This is a genomic window from Bifidobacterium myosotis, assembly GCF_002259745.1.
Taxonomy (GTDB): Bacteria; Actinomycetota; Actinomycetes; order Actinomycetales; family Bifidobacteriaceae; genus Bifidobacterium; species Bifidobacterium myosotis.
Genome location: NZ_MWWW01000006.1, coordinates 19,589 through 45,786, shown reverse-complemented (window position 1 = coordinate 45,786; position 26,198 = coordinate 19,589). Strand labels below are relative to the sequence as shown.

Below are 26,198 nucleotides of genomic sequence, written 5' to 3'. Positions count from 1 at the left end.
TTGGCACTCGGCAGCCTCGAGTGCTAATGTCTGGGTTAGCACTCGGAGGTCGAGAGTGATAACCGGCAGCTGACGGTCGGGATTCACGGCTCGGCTCCCTACGAGTGGACACTGTCCATATGCAGCCATTTGGAGGAACACACAACCATGGCAAAGATCATTGCTTATGATGAGGAAGCCCGTCAGGGTATGCTGGAGGGCCTTGACAAGCTCGCCAACACCGTCAAGGTCACGCTGGGTCCGAAGGGTCGCAACGTCGTGCTCGACAAGACCTACGGCGCTCCGACCATCACCAACGATGGTGTGTCCATCGCCAAGGAAATCGATCTTGAGGATCCGTACGAGCGCATCGGCGCCGAGCTGGTCAAGGAAGTCGCCAAGAAGACCGACGACGTCGCCGGCGATGGCACCACCACCGCAACCGTGCTGGCCCAGTCCCTGGTCCACGAGGGCCTGAAGAACGTGGTCGCCGGCTCCAACCCGATCGCGCTGCGTCGCGGCATCGAGAAGGCCACCGACGTCATCGTCAAGGAGCTCGTCGCCGCAGCCAAGGACGTCGAGACCAAGGACCAGATCGCCGCGACCGCCACCATCTCCGCCGCCGATCCCGAGGTCGGCGAGAAGATCGCCGAGGCTCTGGACAAGGTCGGCCAGGACGGCGTCGTGACCGTCGAGGACAACAACCGCTTCGGCTTGGATCTCGAGTTCACCGAGGGCATGCGCTTCGACAAGGGCTACATCGCCCCGTACTTCGTGACCAACCAGGACGACCAGACCGCCGTCCTCGAGGACCCGTACATTCTGCTCACCTCCGGCAAGGTCTCCTCCCAGCAGGACATCGTGCACGTGGCCGAGCTGGTCATGAAGACCGGCAAGCCGCTGCTGATCATCGCCGAGGACGTTGACGGCGAGGCTCTGCCGACCCTGATTCTGAACAACATCCGTGGCACCTTCAAGTCCTGCGCCGTCAAGGCTCCGGGCTTCGGCGACCGCCGCAAGGCCATGCTGCAGGATATGGCCATCCTGACCGGTGCTCAGGTCGTCTCCGACGAGCTGGGCCTCAAGCTCGACTCCGTGGACGTGTCCGTGCTCGGCCACGCCAAGAAGGTCATCGTCTCCAAGGACGAGACCACCATCGTTCAGGGTGCTGGCGCCAAGGAGGACATCGACGCTCGCGTGGCCCAGATTCGCGCCGAGATTGAGAACACCGACTCCGATTACGATCGTGAGAAGCTGCAGGAGCGCCTGGCCAAGCTGGCTGGTGGCGTGGCTGTCATCAAGGTCGGCGCCGCCACCGAGGTCGAGGCCAAGGAGCGCAAGCACCGCATCGAGGATGCCGTGCGCAACGCCAAGGCCGCCATCGAGGAAGGCCTGCTGCCCGGCGGTGGCGTGGCCCTCGTTCAGGCCGCTGCCAAAGCCGAGAAGGATGAGGCTGTGACCTCCCTGACCGGCGAAGAGGCCACCGGTGCCGCCATCGTGTTCCGCGCCATTGAGGCCCCGATCAAGCAGATTGCCGAGAACTCTGGTGTGTCCGGCGACGTGGTGATCAACAAGGTTCGTTCCCTGCCGGAGGGTGAGGGCTTCAACGCCGCCACCGACACCTACGAGGACCTGCTGGCCGCCGGTGTGACCGACCCGGTCAAGGTGACCCGCTCCGCCCTGCAGAACGCCGCCTCCATCGCCGGCCTGTTCCTGACCACCGAGGCCGTCGTGGCCAACAAGCCGGAACCGAAGGCCGCCGCCCCGGCAGCCGGCGCCGACATGGGATACTGATCAGTCTCCAAGGATTATCTCCAAGGATCAACGGCTGACTGATTCAGGCTGAACGGCACTGAATGAAGAGGGGACTCCTTCGGGAGTCCCCTCTTGTTGTATGCTGCGGGCTTCTTCCGTTTGCCGTCGGCGTCACCATCGGTTCCGCCGTTGCGCTGACCCCGTTGCCGCAAGATTGGTCAGGAAAGGCGATGAAGGGGAGTTGGATAGGATAAACCCTCCCTGAGTCTCTTGCGGCGATGATGCCATAGGACGAAGCCTGCAGCGGTCGGCGTTACGGAGTCGCAACGCCGGGGTGCGGCGATGCCGCAGAGTCGCCTTCCCCCTAGCCTGCGAACAGGCGGGAGGCCTGGGATTCGGCGTCGGCGTAAACGGTGGATGCCTGCGTCAGCGAACGTTGGATGGATTCAAGCGAAGCCTCCATCTGCTGCTGTGCCGAACGCCACTGGGCCGCCACCGAAGTGAACTGGGTGGCCGCCGAGCCGCGCCATGCCTCCTGCAGGCTGTTGAGATTGGTGTACATGCCGGCAACGGCCTGCCTGATTTGCGCGACCGAATTGGCCACCGCGGCCGAAGATGACTGAATCCGTTCGGAATCCACTTGGTATTGGGGCATCGTCGCTCCTTTCATGGCATTGGATGAATCATGATGATGCGACCGCCAATGCCAATACCGGCCGCTATGGTGGAGCCTATGGCAGAAACGAATTGGGCACAGGGAACATCGACCGATGTGGTTCCAGCTTCGGCTCCTACCGTAATCGCGGTGGCGGTGAACGCTCGAAAATGGCTTGTTCGCTGCGTTTGTGTGGTCGTGGCGGTACTGATGACGATGATGTGGATAACCGCTCCGGCGTATGGGGATAACTCGGATGGCGGGTCCACCGATACGAACAGCAGTTCGAATGACGGTTCATCCAGTGGTTCGTCAGACAATTCGGACAGTGGCGTGACCATTACCGAGAACATCACGGACACACAGAACCTGCTGGGCTCGCACGTTTCCGAAGTCTCGGATGCTGTCGCCAACACGGAGCGGGAGACGGGCGTTCACGTCCATCTGCTCTACCTGCCCACCTTCGGCACCAAGCTCGCCCCGCAGAAGTGGGCCAAGAACGTACTCGAATCGATGGAACCGAAGCCCAACACCGTACTGCTGGCTGTCGCCTCGAACGACGGCAATCTGGTGGTGGCGGTCTCCTCGAACTCCGACGAATGGCTCAAGAGCCAGGACACCGTGGATAAGCTTTCGGAGGCGGCCCAGCAGCCATTGATGGAGAGTACGCCGAACTGGGCCGGGTCGGCCACCGCCATGATGGACCAGATCGTCAAATCGCAGAAGACCTCGACGTCGTCATCCTCGGTGAGGATCGGCATCATCGTCATGGCGGCGGTTCTCGTGGTGCTGGTGATCGTGGTGGTGCTGATGGTCGTGATCCGGGTGCGCAGCGGTGGCAAGAAACCGCGCCGTGCCAGCAAGGAGCCGTTGAGTCGGCGGGAGCGGAAAGCCCGCAAGCAGGCCCGTGAACAAGCCAGGAAGGAACTTCAAGGCGACATTCAGGAAACGCCCAGACGAACGCGACACTCTAGGAAGCATGAGTAAGCCTATTGAAGCATCGATCGTAGTTGTAGATGACGAGCCGTCCATCCGCGAACTGCTCGTCGCATCCCTTCATTTCGCCGGATTCGAGGTGAACACCGCCGCATCCGGTTCCGAAGCCATCGAAGTCATCGAGAAGGTGCAGCCGGATCTCATCGTTCTGGACGTCATGCTCCCTGACATCGATGGCTTCACCGTGACCCGCCGTATCCGCCAGGAGGGCATCGACGCCCCGGTGCTGTTCCTGACCGCGCGCGACGATACCCAGGACAAGATCATGGGCCTGACCGTGGGCGGTGACGATTACGTGACCAAGCCGTTCAGCCTGGAAGAGGTCGTGGCCCGCATCCGCGCCATCCTGCGCCGCACCCGCGAGCAGGTGGAGGACGACCCGATCATTCGCGTGGCCGACCTGGAGATCAACGAGGACTCCCACGACGTGACCCGCGCCGGTCAGCCGGTGGACCTGAGCCCCACCGAATACAAGCTGCTGCGCTATCTCATGGACAACGAGGGGCGAGTGCTGTCCAAGGCCCAGATTCTGGACCATGTCTGGCAGTACGACTGGGGCGGGGACGCCGCCATCGTCGAATCGTACATCTCCTACCTGCGCAAGAAGGTGGATGGCGTGACCTACACCGACGACAATGGCGAAACCCATAAAGTGACCCCGCTCATTGAAACGAAGCGCGGCATCGGCTACATGATTCGCGAACCCAAGAACTGAGCGGCGGTCGCCCATGACCAGTCCCCGTCAGTCTCCGAATCCGAATCCGAATCCGTCCACCCCCGCCCCCGATTCGCGCCCGACGCCGGCGGCTCCCATACCCGCCCCGGCCGCCGCTCCCAGTGCGGCTCCCGGCCCGGATGCGGTACGGTATGCCAAAGAACGGCATGAGCGCAAGCGTAACCTGTTCCTGCGTCACTTGGATCGAGTCTCCTTGAGCAGCAAGCTGGTGGCCTGCACCATCGTCGTGCTGCTCGTGGGCGTGACCGTGATCTCCTTCTCCATCCGCACGCTGGTGGGCAACTACATGCTGGAGAAGACCGATACCCAGTTGCGCGTCCAGAGCCAGCTCGTGTTCAACAACATCGACCTGCTCACCAAGAACGACAACTCCAGCGGTCTGAACAGCCCCAATTCGTACTTCCTCCAGCTGCAGTACACCGACGGCACCAAGGACGCGGACGGCAATCCGCTCACGGTGACGCCGCTTCTGCCGCAGCTGCGCGACAATATCGTCTCCATGCCGGTGCTGCCCACCGACGGAGACACGTCCGGCATCACGCTCGGACAGGTCTTCACCGCGCCCGCCGTGGCCAAGCAGATCATCCAGGTGCAGAGCGAAACCACCCAGTCGCCGGCTCCGGACGGCGCGACGCCGGGTGATTCGGGGACGGGCGGCAACGGTTCATCATCCGGACAGAGCGGCTCGAACGGCACAGACGGCGGGGAATCGTCGCAGTCGTCGAGCAGCGTGACCAAAGTGCTGGCGAACCCGCGCGGCAACGTGAGCCATGCCACGTTGGCGTCGGCCAACGCGCCGTGGCGCATCCTGCCTTTGCAATGGACGGCGAAGGATGCGAACGGCAATGAGAAGGTGCGCGGCGTGCTGTACATCGGACTGTCTTTGTCCGACCAGATGGACACGCTCAACACACTGACCCGATACTGCGTGGTGGTGGGCATCGCCGTGCTGCTGCTCGGCGGGTCGCTCTCCACGCTCATCATCCAGCAGACGCTAGCCCCCCTGAAGCGCATGGAGAAGACCGCGGCCAAGATCGCCGCCGGCGACCTGAGCCAGCGCATCCCCTCCGCACCGGAGAACACCGAAGTGGGGTCCCTCGCCGCATCGCTGAACACCATGCTTTCGCGAATCGAATCCAGCTTCCATGAGCAGGAGGAGACGACCAATAAGATGAAGCGGTTCGTCTCCGACGCGAGCCACGAGCTGCGCACCCCTCTGGCCGCCATCCACGGCTACGCCGAGCTGTACAAGATGCAACGGGACATGCCCGGCGCGTTGGAGCGCGCGGACGAATCCATCGAGCACATCGAAAAGTCCAGCCAGCGCATGACCGTGCTCGTCGAGGATCTGTTGTCGCTGGCCCGCCTCGATGAGGGACGTGGCATCGACGTGACCGGCACGGTCCATCTCTCCTCGCTGGTCACCGATGCCGTGGACGATTTGCATGCGCTCGACCCGGAGCGCGTCATCACACGCAAGATCATCCAGCTGGAACCGGCCCGAGACCTGAATCACCCGGCATCGCTCAAAGCCGTGGACGGCGACTGGACCAAGGTCGTTCTTCCGGGCGACGCCTCGCGCCTGCGCCAGGTGGTGACGAACATCGTGGGCAACATCCATCGTTACACGCCGACCGATTCCCCGGCCGAATCGGCGATAGGCGTGATTCCGGCGGCCATCGATCCGCGCCAGCTGGGCAGAATGCCCTCTACCGACGCTTCGTTGCGGCGGTTCATCGACGCGGCCGAGGTGGGCGCATCCATGCAGACCGGCTACCGGTATGCGGTGCTGCAGTTCATCGACCATGGTCCCGGTGTGCCGGATGCCTCACGATCGCAGATCTTCGAGCGCTTCTACACGGCCGATCCCTCCCGCGCCCGGCAGAAGGGCGGCACCGGACTCGGCATGGCCATCGCCCAGTCCGTGGTGCGGGCGCATCATGGGTTCATCTGCGCCACCGCCACCGACGGGGGCGGTCTGACCCTCACCGTGGTGCTGCCTGTCGAGCCGGTGCAGCCGGCCTCAGTTCAGCAGGGCACGGCGGGCGGCCCCAAGGAGTCCAAGGGCGGCAAGACCGGTCGGACTGGGAAGGGCGCGAAGCAGAAGGGATCGTGGTTCTCCGGCCCCAGTGAGGCGAAACCGCATGAGGAGGCCCCGGCCCAGTCCGTACAACCGGTTGATACCGCAGGACGGGACGGGCTTGCGACGCAGCCGACTCCGCCGAAAGCGTGAGGTCAAGACCTGTGGGGTAAACTGTTCCTTTGGTTTATTACTGTAAGTACTTAAGGAAGGTTTGCAATGCCCACCGGTCGAGTTCGTTGGTTTGACGCAGCCAAGGGATATGGCTTCATCACCAGTGATGAAGGCAAGGACGTGTTCCTGCCTGCTCAGGCCCTGCCCGCAGGTGTGAACACGCTGCGCAAGGGCGCCAAGGTGGAGTATTCCGTGGTGGACGGGCGTCGCGGGCCGCAGGCCATGGACGTCCACACCATCGCCTCCGCGCCCAGTCTGGTCAAGGCCACTCGCCCGAAGGCGGACGACATGGCCGCCATCTGCGAGGATCTGATCAAGATGCTCGACGCCGCCGGCAACACGCTGCGCCGCCACCGCTACCCCTCCGCCGCCGAGAGCAAGAAGCTGGCCACGCTGCTGCGTGCCGTGGCGGATCAATTCGACGTACAGGACTGAGATCGCCTTATGACCGACAACACTGAAACCGCCGTCTCCCCGGACCCGCGCGCCATCGCACAGGCCGTGCTGCTCGAGGTGGCCGACGAGCCCGAGCAGGTGGGTCAGTTCGTCGAGGCGATTGAACTCGAGGACCATGTCACCGACTTCCGTTTCCAGTCCGATGTACGAGGATACGAGGGCTGGCAATGGTCGGTGACCCTGTTCCACGACATCGAGTTGGATTCCTGGACCGTCAATGAATCGTCGCTGGTTCCGACGGACAGCGCGCTCATGCCTCCCAAATGGGTTCCGTGGAAGGATCGTCTGGAGCCGACCGATTTGTCGCCCACCGATTCAATCGGCACCGATCCCGACGACGAGCGCATCGAGCCGGGGGAGGTGGAGCCGTCGTCGCTTGAGGACGTGAACGACGCCGTCCAGACCTTTCGACTCACGCGCAGGCATGTGCTGAGCCCGCTGGGGCGCGCCCAGGCGGCCAAGCGGTGGTATGAGGGCCCGCGCGGCCCCAAGGCGTTGAGCACCAAGACCGCAGAGGGCAATCTATGCTCCACCTGCGGCTTCTTCGTGCCGCTGACCGGTGAGCTCGACCGCATGTTCGGCGTATGCGCCAACAAGTGGAGTCCGGATGACGGCCGCGTGGTTTCGTTGGATCACGGTTGCGGCGAGCATTCCGAAATCGAGCCTCCGGAGCCGAGTCACCTGTGGATTCAGTCCAAGCCCGCGTTCGACGACTTGCATGTGGATATCGTGGCCGCGCCAAAGAAGCACAGAACCGATTCGGACCAGGAGCAGTCCGACGATCGGGAGGAGACCCGTGAAGAGGCCCTCGCCGGCGTCGTGGCCGATGCGGTCGATCTTGACGATTCAACCTCGACCGTCGTTGAAGACTCCGAGGAAGATGCGGCTGATGTTACGGAAGCCGGGACCGCCGTGGACTCGAATGGTTCTAGTCGTACCGATGACACGGATGACACGGATGATTTCATCACCGGTGACGAGGACGAATCCGATGACGACGAGTCCGACGAGGCCACCGAGCAGGACATTCTCGAGAACACCGAACCGGATGACGGCGACGACCTTGACGAGGATGAATCCGATGAGGATGCCGATGGCGTGGTGTCCGTGGACGACACGGTGGCTCCGGGCCTTGAGGCCGTGGTCGATCTCATCGAGCAGCTGCGTCAGGCCCGGGCCGACGCCGAGGCGAAGCGCGCCATCGAAGAGGACGCCGACGATGATTCCTATGATTCAGATGAGTCGGACGAGTCAGGTGATGGGCTCGATGAGTCTGATGATTCGGACGAGGATTTGGATGATTCCGGCAGTTCCGATGATTTCGATGATGGGGATGAGTCAGACGGTGAGTCTGGTGAGTCCGACGAGTCGAATGACGGTTCTGATGAGTCGGACGGTGACGCAGCGAACAACGGGGATGCCTCTGACGAAGATGAGACCGAGGGAATCTCCGATGAGTCGTACGACGAGTTGAATGGCAAGTCGGACGGGACATCGGATGACGAGTCCGACGAGTCGGCCGATGGTTCCGGTGATTTGGACGAGTCGGGTGATGGGCTCGATGAGTCTGATGATTCGGACGAGGATTTGGTTTATTCCGACGGTTCCGGTGATTCCGGTGATGGGGATGAGTCGGACGGTGAGTCTGGTGGGTCGAATGATGATTTTGGTGAGTCGGACGGGTACCGGATGACGAATCCGACGAGTCGGACGATGAGCCGGTAGTCGATGCCGATATCGACGATGATGCTGATGATGCGGACACGGATTCCGATGTCATTGACGCAGTCGACGAGGGTAACGATGGTGACGTTTCTGAATCCGGTGACGATGTCGAAGACTCCGACCCCGACGGGGCAATGTCGACTAATCGTTGACGGTAGTCAGGAAGCACTGGATGTACGCGGCAATCACTTGCCTATCTGATACGGGACGAAACGTAAGTCAGGAACGAGGTCATGTTACGTTTCGTCCCATTTCTGGGTATCGAAACGGGACGAAACGTAAGTCGATGCCGTCTGAAACTTGCGTTTCGTCCCGTTTATGCTGCTGAGTCTGTCTGAAGTGGCCTGGTTTTGTTCCGTCTCACAGTAGAGATGGAACAAAACCAGGCCACTTCAGACCGTGGGACTTGGGCCTTGAATCTTGGACCGTGAGTTACAGATCTCTTGGATTTTGGAACCGTGGGAATTGAGTTCCACAGTTCCAAAAACCAAGAGAGACCATACTGGCCCCGGATCGGCTCAGTGCACCACGGTGACGGTGCACTCGGCGAAATTGACGATCTGGCGGGACACCGAACCGAGGAAGTGCGCGTCAAGACCGGACAGACCGCGTGAACCGACGATGAGATGGCTCGCATACCGGGATGCGGCGATCAGACCCTTGGATGCGGGGATATGGAAGGCATGGGTATCCACGGTGACGCCCTCGGGAATGGTCACCCGATTCATCAGATCCGACAGTATCTCCTCGGCGCGGCGCTGACCGATCTCCACGGGTGCCACGGCGTTCTCGTATCCGGGCACCGTGCCCAGATCCTTGAGTTGCCAGCAGAACAGCACGCTGAGCGGCCGGTCGTGTAACCGGGCCTCGTGCAGGGCGAAGTCGAATGCGCGGCGTGAGGCTTCGGACCCATCGACACCCACCACGACCGGTCTTCCGGACTCCTCCAACGCCGGGCGCGGCTGCACATAGTGAACCGTCTTGTTGCCCGGCGTCAATGCGTTGGCAATGGCATCGGTCACGGATTCGTCTTCGCTGCCGGCGATACGCACCACCGTCACCGGCACCTGAGCCTCCTCGGCCAGCGAGGCGGAGAGCGATCCCATGAACCAGCGGGCCACGCGGCCGAGCGAGCGACGGCCCACGACGATCTGCTGTGAATCCTTGCCGATCTGCAGCAACGCGGCCGTTCCGGAAGCCTTCACCGAGGTGAGCTTGAGCTTGCCCGGATCGAAATCGATGCCCTGGGAGGCGTGATCCGCCCAGTCGCGCAGTTCGTTGGCGATGTCGTGACGGACCTTGGCCCACGCCTCATCGCTGTCCGGCTCGGACCCCATGTCCCATGAATTCGTCCACCCGAATACGGCATTGACGCTCTGCCCGGTCAGCGACGCCTCTGTGAGCGCCCATTTCAGTGCGGCAAAGGACTCATCGGAGCCATCCACGCCGACGACGATGTCAGCATCAACGTCAAACTCGTTCATCACATCCTCCTTGGAATCAACGATGGAGATGCATCCAGAACCAGCATATCGTTTTCTTTCCCTCTTACAGCGCAATTCATGGAATCAGGCGAATAAACGTCACCGCGAATCGGTAGAGTAAAACGGAATGTCTATTGAGGAAGGACAAGCATGTTCGAACGGTTTACCGACCGTGCACGGCGCGTGATCGTGTTGGCGCAGGAAGAGGCAAGGTCCCTGCAGCACAACTACATCGGCACCGAACACCTGCTGCTGGGCCTGATCCGCGAGGGTGAGGGCGTGGCCGCCAAGGCGCTCGCCTCGAAGGGCGTGACGCTGGACGCCACCCGCAAGCAGGTTGAGGAAATGATCGGCAAGGGCAACGCGGCTCCGAACGGGCACATCCCCTTCACTCCGCACGCCAAGCAGGTGCTGGAGTTCTCGTTGCGCGAGGCGCTGCAGCTCGGTCACAGCTACATCGGCACCGAGCACATCCTGCTGGGCCTGATCCGCGAGGGTGAGGGCGTGGGCACGCAGGTGCTCATCAAGATGGACGTGGATCTGGGCGAGCTCAGGAGCGCCACCATCGATATGATCCGTGGCAACTCCGGCACCGGTTCGGCCGACGGCAAGGGCGATCTGGCCAACGCCGGCGGCGTGGCGGACAAGCAGAACAAGTCCGGTTCCGCCATCCTCGACCAGTTCGGCCGCAATCTGACCGCCGAGGCCGCCGAGGGCAAACTCGACCCGGTCATCGGCCGCACGAACGAGATCGAACGTGTGATGGTCGTGCTCTCCCGCCGTACCAAGAACAACCCGGTGCTGATCGGCGAGCCGGGCGTGGGCAAGACCGCAGTCGTGGAGGGTCTGGCCCAGAAGATCAACGCGGGCGACGTGCCGGAGACGCTGAAGGGCAAGCAGGTCTACTCGCTGGATCTTGGCTCTATGGTGGCCGGCTCCCGTTACCGCGGTGATTTCGAGGAGCGCCTGAAGAAGGTGCTCAAGGAGATCAAGACCCGCGGTGATATCGTGCTGTTCATCGACGAGATTCACACCATCGTCGGCGCCGGTTCGGCTGATGGCGCGCTGGGTGCCTCCGACATGTTGAAGCCGATGCTGGCCCGCGGCGAACTGCAGACCATCGGCGCAACCACCACGGACGAGTACCGCAAGTACATCGAGAAGGATGCGGCACTTGAGCGTCGTTTCCAGCCGATTCAGGTGCACGAGCCGACGATCGCCGAGACCATTGAGATTCTGAAGGGTCTGCGTTCCCGTTACGAGAACCACCATCATGTGACCATCACGGACGGTGCTCTGCAGTCCGCCGCCGAGCTTTCGGCCCGCTACATTCAGGACCGTCATCTGCCGGACAAGGCCATCGACCTGATCGACGAGGCCGGCGCGCGTTTGCGCATCAAGCGTCTGACCGCCCCGCCCGAGCTCAAGGAGCTGGACGCGAAGATCGCCAAGGTGGCTGCCGACAAGGACGAGGCCATCAAGGGGCAGGACTTCGAGAAAGCCGCCGAACTGCGCGACAAGCAGGAGAAGCTGGAGGCCGACCGCAAGGCCAAGGAGGATTCCTGGCGCGAGGGCGAGTCCGATGTCAAGAGGGTCGTGGACGAGGACGTGATCGCCGAGGTGATCAGCTCGACCACCGGCATCCCGGTGTTCAAGCTCACGCAGGCCGAATCCAAGAAGCTGCTGAACATGGAGGCCGAGCTGCACAAGCGCATCATCGGTCAGGATGAGGCGGTGTCCGCGCTGTCCCGTTCCATCCGCCGCACGCGCGTGGGCCTCAAGGACCCGAAGCGCCCGGCTGGTTCGTTCATCTTCGCCGGACCGACCGGCGTGGGCAAGACCGAGTTGGCCAAGGCCCTCGCCGAGTTCCTGTTCGACGATGAGGATGCGCTGATTCGCGTGGACATGTCCGAATTCTCCGAGAAGTACGCGGCCTCGCGTCTGTTCGGTGCGCCTCCGGGATACGTTGGGTACGAGGAGGGCGGCGAACTCACCGAGAAGGTGCGTCGCAAGCCGTTCTCCGTGGTGCTGTTCGACGAGATCGAGAAGGCCCACCCGGACATCTTCAACACGTTGCTGCAGGTGCTGGATGACGGCCATCTGACCGATGGGCAGGGCCGTAAGGTGGACTTCAAGAACACCATCATCATCCTGACCACGAACCTCGGCACGCGCGACATCGCGAAGATGGCGAACACCGGCTTCAACCTCGGGTCCAACACCGAGTCGAGCTACCAGCGCATGAAGGAGCAGGTGAGCGCCGAACTCAAGCAGCAGTTCCGCCCCGAGTTCCTGAACCGTCTGGACGACATCATCGTCTTCAAGCAGCTCACCGAGCCGCAGGTACGCCAGATCGTGGATCTCGATGTCAAGCAGCTCAACGACCGCCTGTTCGACCGTCATATGTCGCTCGAGCTCACCGACGCCGCCAAGGACCTGCTCGCGCAGAAGGGCTTCGACCCGCTGCTCGGCGCCCGTCCGCTGCGTCGTGTGATTCAGCGCGACATCGAGGATGCCATCTCCGAGAAGATCCTCATGGGCGATCTGCAGGACGGCCAGCGCGTGGTGGTCGACGCCGAAGGCGAGGGCATCTTGGGCGAGTTCACCTTCAAGGGCGAGAAGTTCGAGGAGCCCGCCGCCGCTACGGACGCCGCGGATGGTACTGACGCTGCCGCCTCGTCTGACGAGGGTACCGCCGGTTCCGGCGACAAGCCCGCACTGGTGGACGCCGCCGCCGATTCCGGCGACGACTCCGGACAGCAGTCCGCTGAGTAATAGTCAGGAACAGTCTGACAGCGCATAAGTCAACGAAGAGCCCCGATTCCGATATGGAACCGGGGCTCTTCGTTGACTTTGGAGATTGGCGTCGTATCTGTCTACAACTGTGTGTTTGCACAAGGCCGCAGTATCCGTCTGGTAAACGCAACTCGTAGGTGGTTGGTTGGGGGTGCCATGCCCCGACCGTAAGCTTGGCCGAACGGCCTTGAGTGTGTCGGGGCATGGCACCCCCAACCAACCAGCGTCCGCCCCATCGACAGGGTCAGACTTGTAATAGTGTTGGCCGAACGGCCGCGCTGGACGCCCGCCGGACGCCCGCCGGACGTCATACCCAACTGTCGATAGTCATGGGACGCCCGCCGGACGGCCATCCAATGTTGTCGTCAGCCGCCGAAATCCACCTCGCCGAGCTTGTCGATGAGCTTCATGTTCTCGGAGTAATCGACCGGACATGCGATGATGTCGATGCCCGAGCCCGAGCGCAAGGCCGCACGCAGCGTGGGGTAGAGTTCGTCGGCCGATTCGATGAGATGGCCCTTGGCGCCGAAGCTCATGCCGAGCGCCACCACGTCCGGATTGTTGAAGTCCACATACTCGTGCGCGCCGTCGTGCAGGTCCATCTTCCATTTGATCAGGCCGTATGCCTCGTCCACCCATACCAGAATCACGATGCGGGCGCCCACGCGCACGGCGGTTTCGATTTCCTGCACGTTCATCATGAACGAGCCGTCACCCATGATGGCGAGCACCGGACGCCCCGGATGCTCGAGCGAGGCCGCCACCGCGCCAGGCAGCGTCCAGGCCATCGTGGACAGGGAGTTGTCGATGACGCAGGTGTTCGAGTAGTAGGTGGGGTAGAGGCGGGCCATCCACATCTTCAGGGCGCCAGTATCCACCAACGCAATGTCCGTGTCCGTCTCCATGGCGCGGCGCGTGTCCGCGACGATGCGCTGCGGCTTCAGCGGGAATGAGTCGTCGTGCGTGTACGCCTCGTATTCATGGGTCAGTAGTTCGTGGATCTTCGGATGGGAGACCCCGAAGGTGATCCGCTCAGCCTTGAGCCGCGCGATGAGCGATTGCAGCGTGGCGCTGATGTCACCCATGATGTTGAGCGCGGTCGAGTAATGCGCGTCCGTATCCTCGCTGAACGTGTTGATGTGGATGATGGTCTTGTCATCGTTCGGATTGATCTTCTTCGGATCGAACTGCTGAATCGAGAAGCCCACCGCGATGATGAGGTCCGACTCGTCAAACGCGAAGTTCTCGTAGTCATGCCGCATGAAGCCCACCACGCCGAGTGCCAGAGGGATGCGGTCGGAGATCACGCCCTTGCCTTCGAACGTGGTGGCCACCGGCACGTTGAGCTGTTCGGCCAGCGCCAGCAGTTCGTTCTCCGCGTCGCCGCGTGCCACGCCGTTACCGGCCAGAATGATGGGATGCCGCGCATTGCGGATGATGTTCACCGCGCGTTCGATGGTATCCGCGGTCGGCGCGAACCGCATACGCTCCGGCAACGGCAACGGATGGGCGTCGGCCGGTGCCGGCATCTCCGCCACGTCTTCCGGCAGAATCAAACAGGTGGCGCCCGGACGGTTGCGCTGGGTGATGGAGAACGCCTTACGCACCATCTCCGGCACCGAGGCGGGCTCGACGATCATCGACGTCCATTGCGTCAGCGGGCGGAACACGGAGACCAGATCGATGATCTGATGCGATTCCTTGTATAGGCGGGTCACGTTGCCCTGCGCGCAGATGGCGACCAGTGGCGTGTTGGCGCTGTTCGCCTGCGCGACCGGCAACGTGAGGTTCAGCGCGCCCGGACCGAGTGTGGCCAGACACACGCCCGGCTTGCCGGTCAGTCGTCCCTGCGTGGCGGCCATGAAGCCGGCGCCCTGCTCGTGACGGGTCAGGATGAACCGGATGCGGCCGTCACGGGCGATGGCCTCCATCAGTGGGATGTTCTCCTCGCCGGGGATGCCGTACATCGTCTCGACGCCCTCGTTGACCAGGCACTCGACGAACAGGTCGGCCACGGTGCGGATATGATCATCGTTCGTAATCGCTGCGTTCACGCTTGGGAAGTGTAACAGGCGGGCTGTTTCTTGCCGATTTCGATTGACAGCTGGCGTGGGATTCGACGGCTGCACAGGGATGTGGACGCCTCGGTGGCATTTGCGCGTGGTAGCCGATTTGCCTGAAAGGACAATCAGAGTTCACCTGCGCGTCGTGTTGGGGCGGATGCCCGTTCAATCGGCAACCCTACATTGTGAGGCGTGAAGGAAGGTATGAAGCGTCGGCGCAGGTGGACCGGCGGACTGAGGCGGCCGGGGGTCGCCCTTATCGTCGTTATCGTGAGCATTCTGACGGCTCTCGTGGCGCCCAACGCAATGGCGGGAGCCTCGGGAGCCGTCCCTTTTTCCGGTGACGACCCAGCCACGGGCACGCGCACGGTGACCATTGCGGACATCACCGATTTTCACGGTCATATCGAACGCGGCGCGGATGTGGCGACCGCCTTCTCGCTGGCGGAAGGGCATAATTCCGGCAATATGGTCGCGGTGTCCGCAGGCGATCTCGTGGGCGGCTCTCCCTACGAATCGGCCGTGCAGAAGGACAGGCCCACGCTTGATATGGCCCGCGAGTGGGGGTTGACGATTTCCGCAGTGGGCAATCATGAGTTCGACAGGTCCGTGGCCGATTTCAACAATCGCATCGCCGACCCGGCCAACGGCATCGACTGGCTGTGCGCCAATGCCTCCGCCGACGTCAAGCGGCCCGGCGGCAGGCTGAGCAACGTCAAGGATTACACGATTCGTACCGTCAATGGCAAGCGGGTGGGGTTCGTGGGCGCGCTGACCGATGCGCTCGGTTCGGTGGCCACTCCGCAGATCACCCGGGACGCGGATCTGAGCGAGCATGACGTGGACGCCATCAACCGGGTGGCGGGCGAACTGAAGCGCTCCGGCAAAGTGGACGCCGTCGTGGCACTCTTGCATGCGGATGCCTCCGCCGCGGAAGAACTCGGGCGTGACGTGGATGTGGCATACGCCGGACATACCCACGCGATTAAGCGGCTGGTCACCAAAGGTGGGGCGCCGATTTACGAGGCCGGCAGCTATGGTCGTGAGATGGCGGTGCAGGACCTCATCATCACCGGTCACGGCAGGAACGCCAAGGTGAGCGTGGCCGATGTGGACCTCGGCAACGGCGTCACCCGTACCCATGCGGATGGAGTGGTGAGCGTCGAGGGGCTGAACGAGCGCCCGGTGCGTCAGGCGGCGTGGATGTCCGCAGGGGCGGATGCGAACGGCATGGTCGTGCGCGCGCAGCGGCTGTACGCCAGCGCACAGAGCCATGCGGATGCAGTCGGTGGCAAGGTGGTTGGCTCCCTCGCCAAAGGCGCGAATTTCGACAAGCGGACGTCGCCGGGGCATGAGGGGTCCGTGGGGATGCTCGTGGCGGATGCCAATCGGTCGGCCATCATGCGGCATGTGTATGCTGGTGACCGGCTGCCGGTGGCGGGTTTCTCGAACGACGGCAGCTTGCGGACCGGTCAGCTCGATCTGAATGGTGACGGCATCGTCACCGTGCGGGAAGTGGACAGTCTGCTGGCGCTCCAATTCAAGGCGGCTCACGAAACGCTGACGGGTCGTATGCTCAAGGCGGCGCTCGCCCAGCAGTTCCACCGCAGCGACGATGGCCGGATCGAGCGTCGGTGGCTCGGCATCTCCTCGAATGTGGCGTATCGGTACGTCGAATGCGGGGGAGTGGACGACCCCTGCGACGCCGTGGACGCGCAGACCGGTCGGGATAACGGGGATGTCGGCGATTCCGATTCCAGTGCCGACAAGACTGATGGCGCTGGTTCCGATGGTTCCACCGATTCCGATAAGGCTGCCGGCGATTCCGCCGAGAGCAACAGCGGACAGGATCGTCAGTCGCTCACCAAGGCGCAATCCAAGGCGGACAAGGACTATCGCAAGGCCCCGGTGCGCATCGTGGACCTCACCATCGATGGCAAGCCGATCGCCGACGACGATCTGGTGATCATCGCATCCAACTCCTACCTGCTGCAGGGTGGCGACCAGTACACGGCCTTCCGCGCAGGCAGCAACTACGGCGAGCTCGCGATGGGCTACAGTCAGCCGTTGATTGAATATCTCAACACCCATCCGATGTTGAAGCCCGAGGTTCCGGAGACCGGCACGCAGGCATAGGGCGGCCATGTGAGCCGTCTTTCGGTGCGGTTTCCAGTCTGGTTTCCAGCCTGGAAACCGGTTCCAATCGGCCGTCTGCTGCCTATCTCTTGTGACTGTCGGACTTGTCGGACTGTCCTCGTGTCTGACTGACTGTCTGACCGTCTGACTGTCGGATTTCGACACTTGACTGTCGGATTTCGACAGTTCACTGTCGGATGACGACGCATCACTGTCGGATGACGACGCATCACTGTCGGATGACGACGCATCACTGTCGGATTTCGTACCGTATATGTACGAAATCCGACAGTCAACCGTTGAGAACCGACAGTAATGCGTCGATATCCGACAGTGAACCGTCGGAATCCGGCAGTCTTTCGGTGACTTGAGGCTGGGGGTCGTGCCGCGCATGACATCTGCGGCGCTTGAGGACACGGCCAGCCATGAGGTCGGCATGGTGGCGGCGGTTATGGGCCGAATGTATCCGGCATGTACGGTTACGGGCGATTGGATTCCGTGTGCTGTGACATGCGAAAGGCTCCTCCCCACACAGGGGAAGGAGCCTTTCGAGAGTCAGCTGCAAGCGGTCAGTTCATCAAGCCGTAGCCGGATTCACTTGATGGCGTTGAGCCACTGTTCCTTGGTGGCCTTCTCGGCCTCGAGCTTGGCCTTCTTCTTCGGGTCGGACTCGGCGGCGATCCTCTCGTCAAGCTCGGCGAGCTGCGCGTTGAGCTGCTCCTCGAAGCTGGAACGACGGGCGTCGGCCTCCGGGTCGGACTGCTTCCAAGCGGCGTCCTCGACGGCCTTGATCTGCTTGTCCACAGCGTCCAGGCGGTTCTCGATGCGACGCATGTCGTCACGCGGCACGTAACCGATCTGATCCCACTCCTCCTGGATCTTGGCGAGCTCCTGACGGGCCTTCTTGGCCTCGGCATCGGTCTTGACCGGCACCAGAGCCTCGGCCTTGACCAGCAGCTCCTCCTTCTTGGCCAGATTCACCTTCTCGTCGGCGTTGATCTGGTCACGATCGGCCTGACGGGCGTTGAAGAAGGCGTCGGCAGCCTCGCGGAACTTCGCCCACAGCTCGTCGTCCTCGTTGCGGCCGGCGCGGCCCGCCTTCTTCCAGCGGTCCATGAGGTCGTTGAACTTGCGGGAGGTCTCGCCCCAAGCGGTGGAGTCCTTGAGCTCGTTGGCCTCGGCGATGATCGCCTCCTTGACCTCCTTGGCGTGGTTGCGCTCGGTGTCGCGCGCCTGAGCCCACTTGCGGCGGGCCTGGTTGAAGGTGGTGCGGGCGGCGGAGAAGCGCTTCCACAGGGCCTCGGCCTCCGGCTTGTCGATGCGCACGGTGGTGCGCTGGTGGTTCTGCCACTCCTCGAAGAGGTTGCGGAACTTGTCGGCGGTGGAACGCCAGTTGGTGTTGTCGCCCAGAGAAGCGGCCAGTGCCTCGGCCTTCTCGACGATGGCGGTGCGCTCGGCCACGGCCTTGGCCACAGCGGCCTTGCGCGCCTCGGACAGCTGGGTCTTGCGCGCCTCGCCGGCGGCCTTCAGCTCCTCGAGCTGGGCCTTGAGGGCGGCGATATCGCCCACGACGGCCGGCTCGGCGGTCTCCTCGCTCAGCAGCTTCAGGGAGTCGTCGATCTCACGGGCCTTGACGTTCGGGGAAGCCAGACGGCCGGCCAGCAGGTCGAGCTTGGCCTTGAGGTCCAGGAAGCGACGGGCGTACAGGGCCAGAGCCTCCTCCTTGGAGACATCCGGGAACTGGCCGACCTCGCGCTCCGAGTCGCCTTCCTTGACGAACACGGTGCCGTTGTCGTCCACGCGGCCGAACGCCTCGGCGGCCTTGACATCCTCTTCGGAGTAGCCGGCCGGCGCAGCTGGGGCCGGGGTAGCATGCTTCACGGCAGGGGCCTTCTTGGCGAACGCGGCGGGGGAGGGGGCGTGCGGCTTCGGGATGGAAACCGGGCTCGGCTTGACCGCCGGGCTGGCCGCGGGTGCTGCGGGCGCGGGCGTCGATGCCTGCGCCTCGGGTGCGGTGGTGTGTTCGGTTTCGGTGACAGTTTCGTCGGCCATGGCCAGCTCCTTAACAAGCGTAGAGTAAGTGGGTGGGTCGCCTCCGCATCCCGGATGAACGGGAGGCTTTGACGCAGCCCTCACTTATTATATTGATTTCGTGGCTAAAGGTGCATCAATATCAGGATTTCCGGAGTGGCTCCCCTCCGAGCGTGTTGTGGAGCAGCGTGTCATCGATACGCTTCGTAAGGTTTTTGAGCTCAATGGCTTCATCGGCATCGAGACGAGAGCGGTGGAAACCGGCGCTTCTCTGCTGAAAAAGGGCGAGACCAGCAAGGAGATCTACTTGCTGAGCCGTCTGCAGGAGGTCGGTCACGAATCGGACACGCCGATTGAGGATCGTCTGGGCCTGCACTTCGACCTGACCGTGCCGCTGAGCCGGTACGTGGTGGAGCATTCCGGCGATCTGGCCTTCCCGTTCAAGCGTTGGCAGATTCAGAAGGTGTGGCGCGGCGAGCGTCCGCAGGAGGGCCGCTTCCGCGAGTTCGTCCAGGCCGATATCGACGTGATCGGCGCCGGTGAGCTGCCCGACCACTACGAGGTGGAGCTGCCGCTGGTCATGGTCTCTGCGCTCGAGGAACTGCGCGCGTTCGGCCTGCCCAAGGCCACCGTGCACGCCAACAACCGCAAGCTGTCCGAGGGCTTCTACCGTGGGCTGGGACTGACGGACATCGAGGGCGTGCTGCGCGAGATCGACAAACTGGACAAGATCGGCGCCGATGAGGTGGCCAAGCTGCTGGTCGAAACCTGCGGTGCCACCGAGGGCCAGGCCCGCGCGTGTCTCGAGCTCGCAGGCCTGACCGCCGCCGATGGCAGCGAACTGGCCGCCAAGTTCGACGCTCTGTGCGAGGCGCACGGCATCGCCAAGGATTCCGAGGCCTATGAGCTGGCCCGTCAGGGACTCGACACCCTCGCCATGATCGTGGATGAGGCCGCCGCCATCCGTCCGGGCTCCGTCATCGCGGACCTCAAGATCGCCCGCGGACTCGACTACTACACCGGTTCCGTCTACGAGACCTTCCTCGACGGCGCCGCATCGCTTGGCTCGATCTGCTCCGGCGGACGGTACGACAACCTCGCCTCGCAGGGCAACCGCAAGTACCCGGGCGTGGGTCTGTCCATCGGCCTGAGCCGTCTGGTGAGCTACATGCTCCACACCGCCGGCGCGCACGCCAGCCGCGTCTCGCCGGCCGCCGTGCTCGTGGCCGTGTGGAACGAGGACGACCGTCCCGCGGCCAACCGCATCGCGGCCCAGCTGCGCGCCCGTGGCATCGCCACCGACGTGGCCCCCACCGCAGCCAAGCTCGGCAAGCAGATCAAGTATGCGGACAAGCTCGGCATCCCGTACGTGTGGTTCCCGGCCGGTGCCGCCGAGGGCGAGGAATCCGCCGGCGACGAGGTCAAGAACATCGTCACCGGCGAGCAGGTGCCCGCCGATTGCACGTCGTGGGAGCCGGATACTGTGGTTGCCCAGCAAACCGTCGAAATCTGACGTATTCGAATCCATTCGAGTCAGAGTCAAATCGAGGAGAAGCAAGATAATGAGCCAGACGGCTTACAGAACACATCATGCCACCGACGTGACCGAGGCCCTGGTCGGCCAGAAGGTCACCCTCGCCGGTTGGGTCGATCGTCGCCGTGACCACGGTGGCGTGGCCTTCATCGATCTGCGCGACAACACCGGTCTGGTGCAGGTCGTCATCTATGACGAGGAAGTGGCCCGCCCGCTGCGCAGCGAGTTCGTGATCCAGGTGACCGGCGAGGTGCGCCTGCGCCCGGACGGTAACGAGAACACGCATCTGGCCACCGGCAAGATCGAGGTCGTGGCCGAGAACATCGAGATTCTCGCCAAGGCCGACGCCCTGCCGTTCCAGGTGTCCACCGCGCTCGAGAACGAGTCCGAGAACAAGCTGCCGGGCGAGGACGTGCGTCTGAAGTACCGCTACCTCGACCTGCGTCGCCCGTCCATGCAGTACAACCTGAAGCTGCGTTCCGACATGGCCAAGGCCGCCCGCCATGCCCTCGAGGACATGGACTTCACCGAGGTGGAGACGCCGACGTTCATCAAATCCACGCCGGAAGGCGCACGCGACTTCCTGGTGCCGGCCCGTCTGGTGCCCGGCTCCTGGTACGCCCTGCCGCAGTCCCCGCAGCTGCTCAAGCAGCTTCTCATGGTCTCCGGCGTCGAGCGTTACTACCAGCTTGCCCGCTGCTACCGCGATGAGGACTTCCGCGCCGATCGTCAGCCCGAGTTCACCCAGCTCGACATGGAGATGAGCTTCGTGGACCAGGAGGATGTGATGGCCATGGCCGAGAAGGTCATCGCCGCCATCTGGAAGGTCGCCGGCTACGACGTCCAGCTGCCGCTGCCGCGCATCTCCTGGCAGGAGGCCATGGACAAGTACGGTTCCGACAAGCCGGATCTGCGCTTCGGCAACCCGCTCGTCGAGCTCACCGACTACTTCAAGAACACGCCGTTCCGTGTGTTCCAGGCCCCGTACGTGGGCGCCGTCGTGTTCAAGGGTGGCGCCGCCACGCCGCGTCGTCAGTTCGACGCATGGCAGGAGTGGGCCAAGCAGCGTGGCGCCAAGGGCCTTGCGTACGTGGTCTTCGCCGAGGACGGCGAGCTCAAGGGACCTGTCGCCAAGAACCTGTCCGATGAGGAGCGCAACGGCCTGCGCGAGGCCGTCGGTGCCGAGCCGGGCGATGCCGTGTTCTTCGCCGCCGGTTCCCGTGAGTCCTCGCAGTTGCTGCTCGGCGCCGTGCGTGTGGAGCTCGCCCGCCGCGAAGGCCTGCTCGACCCGAAGAAGTTCGCCTTCACTTGGGTTGTGGACTTCCCGCTGTTCAAGCCCACCGACGATCCGGACGATGACGATGTGGCCGTGGGCCACTCCAAGTGGACCTCCATGCACCACCCGTTCACCATGCCGAGCAAGGACTGGATCGACAAGTTCGATCAGGACCCCGAGCACGCCATGTCCGATTCCTACGACATCGTCTGCAATGGTGAGGAGATGGGCGGCGGTTCCGTGCGTATCCACCGCGACGACATCCAGGACCGTGTACTCAACGTGCTGGGCATTGGCAAGGAGGAGGCCGAGGAGAAGTTCGGCTTCCTGCTCGAGGCTTTCAAGTACGGCGCCCCGCCTCACGCGGGCATCGCCCTCGGTTGGGACCGTACCGTCTCCATCCTCGCTGGCACCGACACCATCCGCGACGTCATCGCCTTCCCGAAGGCTGGCGGTGGCCGCGATCCGCTGACCGGTGCCCCGGCCCCGATTTCGGACGAGCAGCGCGCAGAGACTGGCGTCGACTACGACCCCGACGAAGACGAAAACTGATTTGCGGAGCGTATACCGCCTTTCCTCAGCCTCGACGCACCGTGTGTGCGCCTTCGGCTTCGGACGGCGGTCTCCGCACGCGCAAATCAGTTTTCTACGAAAATTAAGTGACGGAGTGTCTTCGTCGTTGCTTTGTGGTTGCAGCGCTGCGGTGTTGCGACCGTAACGTGGTGAGGGACGCACAAGTCGCCTGAACATATACAGTGCCCGTATGGCTTTCGGCTGTATGGGCACTTCGCGTATATGCCGGGCGTCTCGTGCCGGCGCCCACCGTGTAGGGATTGCCCCACCGTGTAGGGAACTTCCCACCATGTAGGGAACTTCCCACCGTGTAGGGATGCAAAACGGCTTGTTTCCGCCATTGTTCAAAAACGCATCCCTACATCATGGGGTAATCCCTACACCGTGGGGTTGTTGCGGGTGCGAACGGGCATCATTTTGCCTGCGTGCGCGCCGCTGGTGTTCGCCTTGACGTGCGTTGACCGCAATCGTCGGGTCGGCCAGCGCTCGGAATGGGCGTTCCGGCCGGCCGGTGAACGGAACATGCAACGCGTTGGCGACATGCTGCGCGAATTCGCGCTGATTCGGCTCGTTCCACAGATCATCCGCGAACACCTCGATAACCGTCCATCCCATGGCCCGCAATTCGCGGCGTTTGCGCTGGTCCCGCACGTATTGGCTGCGGAAGCGACGGTGATGGTCGCCATCGTATTCGATGCATACTTTGCTGGCTGGATACGCCATATCAACGGTGTATCCGGCATTGCCGTTCGCCCCGGTGATGACGTGATGCATGTCCGGCGAGGGAAGTCCGAACCGCAGCAGTGCGAGCCGGGCGCGTGTCTCCTGGACGGAATCGGAGGTTCGGAGCAATTCCAGCGCCTTCTCGCAGCGCGTACGTCCCACGATGCGCCGGAACGCCGCAAGCCGGTTTCGGAACTGATCGACGGAATACCGGAACCGTCGGGCGATCGCCTCGCCGAGCACCACCAGCTCGTCAAGGTCGAGATATTGCGCGTACTGGATCCACGTATCCAGCGGATGCATGCATGTCAGGCCGTTCGTCAACGTGCATATTGCGAACGGCTGGTTCCAGGTTCGATACAAGACGTTGTTCATCGTGGAGCGGTGTCTGTGGTCCCGAGTGGTGATGTAGAAATCGCTCGCCGGCAGCGTGCAGCGTCGTGGGCGTTCGATGGCATAGAGCTCCAGCGCCGTATGCAGCGAGAAGCAGATGGTTCGGTCGGTGCGCATGTGCGAAAGCAGTGTCTGACAGTCCGCCGATTTCGCGGCGGACTGGGCGGAGAGGTCCTGACGCACGTAGTTCTGGATTTCCCCGGACTGCGTCGTCTCACGATAGTTGTATGCGGTACTCATGCCGGGCATGATAACCGATTCGCGAGCGGCATCGGCATGAAAACGGGCAATGTGGATAACTCAACGTGCATGGTTCGCTTCTGCGATGCGAATGACGAACATGCGTACGAAGAGCCGCGATGCAGTTGCCGCTCGTGACTTTGCTCATGTCACAAGTCGGTTATATCGTGAACGTGCATTGTTGGAGGTCTTCCCCATATGCCAAGGAGACCGGCGAAAGGAATCGATCGACGTTGCGTCTGTGAATGATGACGGCAAGAAGCGGAACCCACGCGCTGAAGCGTGCCGCCGCGTGTCATCATTCGAGGGATTGAGTCACTGGGTCGTATCGGCTGCATTATGGGTCAACATCGATGCATGAGTCAGCATCGATGAACCGCAAACAGCCAGCGGGTCTGTCGTCGTTCCCCATCGGTTCCATACCGTCATCACCGGGCGCGAGCCCAGCCTGACTATCGAGGCACGCCATGAACGAAAGGCGTGACTATGCAACCAACCATGCTTACTGTGAACGATGTCACCTTCACCTACCCCCACGCGCCGGAACCCCTGTTCCAACACGTCGGCACAACGTTCCCGCTGGGTTGGACGGCCGTGCTCGGCGACAACGGCATCGGCAAATCCACACTGATGTCGATCGTGCGCGGCGAACTATGCCCGGATTCGGGAACCGTGACGCCCAATCCCCGGCGGTTGGTTATCGGGTATTGTCCGCAGGATATCGCTGTCCGGCCGGCGAACCTCGAGGATTTCGCGGCCGACTGGTCGCCCGAGGCCATCGCCGTGCGTGACGATCTGCAATTGGGTGATGACTGGCCGTATGCGTTCGCGAGACTGTCCGGCGGGGAACGCAAACGTGTGCAGATCGCCTGTGCGTTGACGTTGCGGCCCGATGTGCTGATTCTCGACGAGCCGACGAACCATGTCGACTTGTCGTCCAAGAAGGCGTTGGCCAGCATGCTGGCGGGGTATCCCGGTGCACTGGTCGTGGTGTCCCATGACGAATGGTTCCTGCGCCTCGCCGGTTTCGGGGTGTCGGAGGAGGAGTCCGCGGCGTAGGGGTGCCCTACCGTGTAGAGACTGCCTCACCGTGTAGGGAGCTTCCCATCATGTAGGGAATTGCTCATGATGTAGGGAACTTCCCACCTTGTAGGGATGCAAAACGGCTTATTTCCGCCATTTTTCAAAAACGCATCCCTACATCATGGGGTAATCCCTACACCGTGGAGCGAAGTGCGGGCGGGGTGGCATGCAGGCGACGTCACGATGTGGAGGGTGCGATTGCCGTCGCGGCACGGATGACGTGGGACATCACCGTGCGGGCACTTCGCGTATATGACGGGAGTTCCGTGCTGGTGTCCACCGTGTAGGGATTGCCTCACCGTGTAGGGAACTTTCCGTTATTGTTGAGTATCAACTATCCGCTGACGCTAAGAAGCTGTCTGGCCGTGCATCATTCGCAAAACGTTCGGCGACATGCTGCGTGTGGATGCGGGTGGCCTCGTTGACGAAGTCCGCGCAGGCCTTGCTGCCGTAAAGCGCCGCACCGCATGGGTCGGCAAAACGTGGGTCGCCAGTCAACGCGGTGCGAATCGCACCAAGCGTGGCCGACAACGGCGTGGCCGGTAACGGCGAACCGGCATCGGACATTGTGGTGTTCGCCGTTGCTTCGGATGGTTGACCGGCCGGCAGTGCCGTTCGCGCTGCCGCTTGAATGTTCCGGTTCATGATGCGTTCGGCCAGTTGTTGCGCTTCCGTCGAATCCGGGGAGACACCAGTCTCGAACAGTTGTTCCCATTGCTTAGCATCGGCAAGGATCGTTTCATGTGCATGGCGTTTGGCATCGTCCTGCGCCCGTTCTACTCGTTTGCGTTGCTCTTCGGATAGTTCGCTCCATCGTTCCGCTGCGGCGATTCCATATCGAGCCAGTGCAGGATTGGATTCGGTTTGGCTCATCTGGGGAATGTCGCCGTTATCGTTGCACAGGTCAGACAGGTTGTGCAGCACTTGCAGCTTGTGTTGTATTGCTGCGATTTCGCGGTGCATATCCTCCGTCTTGGCATCGATTATCTGTCGGACGTCGTGTGTCCCCGGCTGTGCTATCGCGGCGATGTCCGCGACAGACAGTCCGGCATCGCGCAACAGTATCACGAACTGGAGCCGGACCAAGGTCGGCCAGTCATACCATCGTTCGCCGCCGACAGAGGTCTCGGTTGGCCTGATCAAACCGGTCTCGTCGTAATAACGTAGCGTACGCGTCGTCACGCCGCTGACTAGAGCGGCCTGATTTATCGGCCATAGCTGATTCGTATCCGGCAGGTCACCCTCCACTTCGAACATACCGGCATTGATACAGGTCTCGTTGCTCGCTATATTGTCATGCTCGCTCATGA

General features: G+C 62.6%; 17 protein-coding genes and 1 pseudogene. 12 read left to right on the top strand and 6 right to left on the bottom strand.

The window, feature by feature from the left end:
- Nucleotides 1–147 precede the first annotated feature (147 nt).
- On the top strand, nt 148–1,773 hold the full coding sequence (gene groL, locus BMYO_RS03920; RefSeq protein ID WP_094667228.1) for a chaperonin GroEL: 1,626 nt from the start codon (nt 148–150) through the stop codon (nt 1,771–1,773).
- Nucleotides 1,774–2,098: 325 nt separating this feature from the next.
- On the opposite strand, the gene BMYO_RS03915 is transcribed toward groL, so the two are convergent.
- The gene (locus BMYO_RS03915; RefSeq protein ID WP_094667227.1) at nt 2,099–2,389 is read right to left on the bottom strand and encodes a WXG100 family type VII secretion target; all 291 of its coding nucleotides are present in this window, start codon (nt 2,387–2,389) and stop codon (nt 2,099–2,101) included.
- 23 nt (nt 2,390–2,412) lie between these two features.
- Between BMYO_RS03915 and BMYO_RS11760 the strand changes: the two genes are divergently transcribed.
- From BMYO_RS11760 to BMYO_RS12410, 6 genes and pseudogenes are all read left to right on the top strand, one after another.
- On the top strand, nt 2,413–2,640 hold the full coding sequence (locus tag BMYO_RS11760) for a hypothetical protein (protein WP_169834039.1): 228 nt from the start codon (nt 2,413–2,415) through the stop codon (nt 2,638–2,640).
- Nucleotides 2,609–3,376 carry a TPM domain-containing protein gene (locus BMYO_RS03910; protein WP_094667260.1) on the top strand — a complete coding sequence of 256 codons (768 nt, stop codon included), beginning with the start codon at nt 2,609–2,611 and terminating at the stop codon, nt 3,374–3,376. Before BMYO_RS11760 ends, BMYO_RS03910 begins: the two co-directional genes overlap by 32 nt.
- Nucleotides 3,369–4,100 carry a response regulator transcription factor gene (locus BMYO_RS03905; protein WP_094667226.1) on the top strand — a complete coding sequence of 244 codons (732 nt, stop codon included), beginning with the start codon at nt 3,369–3,371 and terminating at the stop codon, nt 4,098–4,100. The genes BMYO_RS03910 and BMYO_RS03905 overlap by 8 nt, the downstream gene beginning before the upstream one ends.
- Before the next feature lie 13 nt (nt 4,101–4,113).
- Entirely contained in the window at nt 4,114–6,354 is a 2,241-nt protein-coding gene (locus BMYO_RS03900) for a HAMP domain-containing sensor histidine kinase (protein ID WP_169834038.1), read from the top strand.
- A 66-nt stretch (nt 6,355–6,420) separates the two neighbouring features.
- A complete protein-coding gene (locus tag BMYO_RS03895; protein WP_094667225.1) occupies nt 6,421–6,810 on the top strand; it encodes a cold-shock protein in 390 nt (129 codons plus the stop codon).
- Between the two features lie 9 nt (nt 6,811–6,819).
- Nucleotides 6,820–7,815, top strand: a pseudogene (locus BMYO_RS12410) (DUF3027 domain-containing protein); the annotation flags it as partial.
- Between the two features lie 1,259 nt (nt 7,816–9,074).
- Here BMYO_RS12410 and BMYO_RS03880 read toward each other — a convergent pair.
- On the bottom strand, nt 9,075–10,040 hold the full coding sequence (locus tag BMYO_RS03880) for a universal stress protein (protein WP_094667222.1): 966 nt from the start codon (nt 10,038–10,040) through the stop codon (nt 9,075–9,077).
- A 150-nt stretch (nt 10,041–10,190) separates the two neighbouring features.
- Between BMYO_RS03880 and BMYO_RS03875 the strand changes: the two genes are divergently transcribed.
- On the top strand, nt 10,191–12,815 hold the full coding sequence (locus BMYO_RS03875; RefSeq protein ID WP_094667221.1) for an ATP-dependent Clp protease ATP-binding subunit: 2,625 nt from the start codon (nt 10,191–10,193) through the stop codon (nt 12,813–12,815).
- A gap of 386 nt (nt 12,816–13,201) precedes the next feature.
- Here the strand turns inward: BMYO_RS03875 and BMYO_RS03870 are convergent, their stop codons facing one another.
- Nucleotides 13,202–14,890, bottom strand: a complete 1,689-nt coding sequence (locus BMYO_RS03870; RefSeq protein ID WP_211276821.1) for an acetolactate synthase large subunit — start codon at nt 14,888–14,890, stop codon at nt 13,202–13,204.
- Nucleotides 14,891–15,103: 213 nt separating this feature from the next.
- On the opposite strand from BMYO_RS03870, the gene BMYO_RS03865 reads away from it, so the two are divergent.
- Nucleotides 15,104–17,035: a bifunctional metallophosphatase/5'-nucleotidase gene (locus BMYO_RS03865; RefSeq protein WP_094667220.1), complete on the top strand. Its 1,932-nt coding sequence runs from the start codon at nt 15,104–15,106 to the stop codon at nt 17,033–17,035.
- Nucleotides 17,036–17,629: 594 nt separating this feature from the next.
- Here the strand turns inward: BMYO_RS03865 and BMYO_RS03860 are convergent.
- The gene (locus BMYO_RS03860; RefSeq protein ID WP_094667219.1) at nt 17,630–19,087 is read right to left on the bottom strand and encodes a DUF349 domain-containing protein; all 1,458 of its coding nucleotides are present in this window, start codon (nt 19,085–19,087) and stop codon (nt 17,630–17,632) included.
- A gap of 100 nt (nt 19,088–19,187) precedes the next feature.
- Here BMYO_RS03860 and hisS point away from each other — a divergent pair, with 100 nt between their 5' ends.
- Complete coding sequence (gene hisS / locus BMYO_RS03855; protein WP_094667218.1) at nt 19,188–20,579, top strand: histidine--tRNA ligase; 1,392 nt, start codon at nt 19,188–19,190, stop codon at nt 20,577–20,579.
- Between the two features lie 49 nt (nt 20,580–20,628).
- Nucleotides 20,629–22,428 (top strand): aspartate--tRNA ligase, encoded by a 1,800-nt coding sequence (gene aspS, locus BMYO_RS03850; RefSeq protein ID WP_094667217.1) that lies wholly within the window; start codon nt 20,629–20,631, stop codon nt 22,426–22,428.
- 384 nt (nt 22,429–22,812) lie between these two features.
- On the opposite strand, the gene BMYO_RS03845 is transcribed toward aspS, so the two are convergent.
- Nucleotides 22,813–23,805, bottom strand: coding sequence for an endonuclease domain-containing protein (locus tag BMYO_RS03845; RefSeq protein WP_094667257.1), 993 nt, complete (start codon nt 23,803–23,805; stop codon nt 22,813–22,815).
- A 498-nt stretch (nt 23,806–24,303) separates the two neighbouring features.
- On the opposite strand from BMYO_RS03845, the gene BMYO_RS03840 reads away from it, so the two are divergent.
- Complete coding sequence (locus tag BMYO_RS03840; protein WP_211276820.1) at nt 24,304–24,864, top strand: ATP-binding cassette domain-containing protein; 561 nt, start codon at nt 24,304–24,306, stop codon at nt 24,862–24,864.
- 354 nt (nt 24,865–25,218) lie between these two features.
- On the opposite strand, the gene BMYO_RS11835 is transcribed toward BMYO_RS03840, so the two are convergent.
- A complete protein-coding gene (locus tag BMYO_RS11835; protein ID WP_211276819.1) occupies nt 25,219–26,196 on the bottom strand; it encodes a MerR family transcriptional regulator in 978 nt (325 codons plus the stop codon).
- Nucleotides 26,197–26,198: the final 2 nt, after the last annotated feature.